Source organism: Brevundimonas sp. (assembly GCF_036399195.1).
In the GTDB taxonomy this organism is placed as follows: Bacteria; Pseudomonadota; Alphaproteobacteria; order Caulobacterales; family Caulobacteraceae; genus Brevundimonas.
Window position 1 is genome coordinate 1 of the sequence record NZ_DASWNO010000093.1, and the last position, 3,126, is coordinate 3,126.

Consider the following 3,126-nt stretch of genomic DNA (forward strand, 5'->3'; position numbering starts at 1 on the left):
GGGCGGGATCAGCTCCTTCATCTTCTCGACCATGCTGCGCCCGCGCATCTCGGCTCGGCCGCGGTGGACCAGCATGGACAGGGCGTCGACCGGCTCGGCGTTGACGAGGATGTTCATCTTGACCAGGTCGCCGACCTTGTAATCCGACAGCTCGTAGTCGAACGAGGCATAGCCCTTCGAGATCGACTTCAGCCGGTCGTAAAAGTCGAAGACGACCTCGTTCAGCGGCAGCTCATAGACCACCAGCGCGCGGCTGCCGACGTAGGACAGTTCGACCTGGCTGCCGCGGCGGTCCTGGCACAGCTTGATGACGCCGCCCAGATACTCGTCGGGGGTCAGGATGGTCGCCTTGATCCACGGCTCGCTGATTTCCATGATCTGCATCACGTCGGGCAGGTCGGCCGGGTTGTGCAGGTCGATGCTGGAGCCGTCGCGCAGGGCGATCTTGTAGACCACCGACGGGGCGGTCGCGATCAGGTCGAGGTTGAACTCGCGGCTGAGGCGCTCCTGTATGATCTCGAGGTGCAGCAGGCCGAGGAAGCCGCAGCGGAAGCCGAAGCCGAGGGCGGCGCTGGATTCCATTTCGTAGGTGAAGCTGGCGTCGTTCAGGCGCAGGCGGCCGATGGCGGCGCGCAGGTCCTCGAAGTCGGCGGCGTCGACCGGGAACAGGCCGCAGAAGACCACCGACTGGACTTCCTTGAAGCCCTTCAGCGGTTCGGCGGTCGGCTTCTTCTCGTCGGTGATGGTGTCGCCGACGGCGGCGTGGGCGACCTCCTTGATCTGGGCGGTGATGAAGCCGACCTCGCCGGCCGACAGCTGCTCCACCGGGGTGTTCTTCGGCAGGAAGACGCCGACGCGGTCGACCAGATGGGTGGTGCCGTGCTGCATCATCTTGATGCGCTGGCCGGCCTTCAGCACGCCGTCGAATACGCGCACCAGCAGGACCACGCCCAGATAGGGGTCGTACCAGGCGTCGACCAGCATGGCCTTCAGCGGGGCGTCCGGGTCGCCCTTGGGCGGCGGCAGGCGGGTGACGATGGCCTCTAGCACCTCCTCGATGCCGATGCCCGATTTGGCGCTGCACAGAACGGCCTCGGAGGCGTCGATGCCGATGACGTCCTCGATCTGCTCGCGCACCCGCTCCGGCTCGGCCGCCGGCAGGTCGATCTTGTTCAGGACCGGCACGATCTCGTGGTTGTTGTCGATCGCCTGATAGACATTGGCCAGCGTCTGCGCCTCGACCCCCTGCGACGCATCGACCACCAGCAGCGATCCCTCGCACGCCGCCAGCGACCGGCTGACCTCATAGGCGAAATCGACGTGCCCCGGCGTGTCCATCAGGTTCAGGACGTAGTCGAGCCCGTCCTTCGCGCGATAGTTCAGGCGCACCGTCTGCGCCTTGATGGTGATCCCCCGCTCCTTCTCGATGTCCATGTTATCAAGGACTTGCGCCGACATCTCGCGCGCCGTCAGCCCGCCCGTGACCTGAATCAGCCGATCCGAAAGCGTCGATTTGCCGTGGTCGATATGGGCCACCACGCTGAAGTTGCGGATGCGCTCGATGGCCGTCCTGGAGGAGGTGTTCGTCATGGCCGGGCCGGTAGCACGGCGGGGCGGAATCGCCAACGCGGCGGGGCGGCGGTCGAATACGCGGCGCGGCCGGATTACTTCCGCGTAACGCGGACTTTCGCGTTTGAGAAGCGCGGGCGGACGCGCTATTCAACAGCGGATGACAACGGGCGCCGGTGCGCGCCCTCTCTGGCCCGCGGCTCCCTCCGCGACGGCCGACCAAGGGGACCAGACGTGTCGATCAGCCTCCGCGATTTCCGGCCCCTCACGGCCATGACCGTTGCCGCCGTCATGACGGCGCTGGCGGCCTGCGGCGGCCATGACGCGGCCGACGACGCCGAGAAGAAGGCCGCGGCAGAGGCCGCCAGCACCCAGGCGGTGGGCGTGCAGACGGTGAGCCTGCGCAATCTTCCGCGCACCGTGACCGCCTCCGGCACCGTCTCGGCGTGGGAAGAGGTGCCGGTGGGCGCCGAGGCCGGGGGGCTGACCGCCACGGCGGTCTATGCCGACGAAGGCGCCTACGTGCGTCAGGGCCAGCCGCTGGTGCAGATGAACGACGCCCTGCTGCGCGCGCAGCTGAGCCAGCAGCAGGCGGCGGTGCAGACGGCGCAGGCGAACGCGGCCCGCGACGACGCGGCGCTGGGCCGCGCGCAAGAGCTGAGGGACCGAGGCTTCCTCAGCCAGGCGGGTCTGGATACGGCTCTGGCCAACCAGCGGGCGTCGCAGGCGAACCTGTCGGCGGCCCGCGCCGGCCTGTCCGAGACCCGCACGCGGCTGTCGCAGGCCACCGTCCGGGCGCCGGTGTCAGGTCTGGTGACCCGGCGCAGCGTGACGCGCGGCCAGATCATCTCGCCGGGGACCGAGCTGTTCCGCATCGTCCGCGACGGCCGGCTGGAGCTCGACGCCCAGGTGCCGGAGACGGAGTTGGCGCTGGTCCGCCCGGGCCAGTCGGCGACCGTGGTTTCCGATCGTGAAACCGGCGGCGTGGGCACGGTCCGCATCGTGACCCCCGAGGTCGATCCGCAGTCCCGCCTCGGCGTGGCCCGCATCTCCCTGACCGGCACCCGGCTGAAGCCGGGCATGTTCGCCCGGGCGCAGATCGCCGTCGGCGATCTGCCGGCCCTGGTCGTGCCGAGCGAGGCCATTGTCTATCGCGAGGGCAAGCCGGGCGTTTACGTCGTGAACAGCAACAGCACCGTCCGCTTCACTCCGGTCCAGCCCGGCCTGCGGGAGGGCGGACTGGTGGCGATCAACAGCGGCCTGACATCGGGACAGCGCGTGGTCGTGCAGGGCGCGGGCTTCCTCGGCGAAGGCGACCGGGTCTCCGTCGCCGCGCCGCGCGCCGCGCGACCGGCCGCGGTCCCGCAACAGGCCCCCGCCAACACGCCCGCGCCCACGGCCGCAGGCGCACCGGCCGGAGCGCCCGCGCGATGAACTTCAACAACATCTCGTCCTGGTCGATCCGGAACCCCATCCCGATCGTCCTGATGTTCATCGTCCTGACGATCGCCGGGACGATGAGCTACTTCAACCTGCGGACCAACAACTTCCCCGACG

General features: G+C 69.0%; 2 protein-coding genes. One reads left to right on the top strand and one right to left on the bottom strand.

Going from position 1 to position 3,126, the window contains the following annotated elements; all coding sequences use genetic code 11:
• Positions 1-1,590, bottom strand: a 1,590-nt coding sequence (lepA, locus tag VGB60_RS04480) for a translation elongation factor 4 (RefSeq protein WP_331037075.1), incomplete at its 3' end; no start/stop codon positions are given.
• Between the two features lie 213 nt (positions 1,591-1,803).
• Between lepA and VGB60_RS04485 the strand changes: the two genes are divergently transcribed.
• Positions 1,804-3,003, top strand: coding sequence for an efflux RND transporter periplasmic adaptor subunit (locus tag VGB60_RS04485; RefSeq protein ID WP_331037076.1), 1,200 nt, complete (start codon positions 1,804-1,806; stop codon positions 3,001-3,003).
• Positions 3,004-3,126 lie beyond the last annotated feature (123 nt).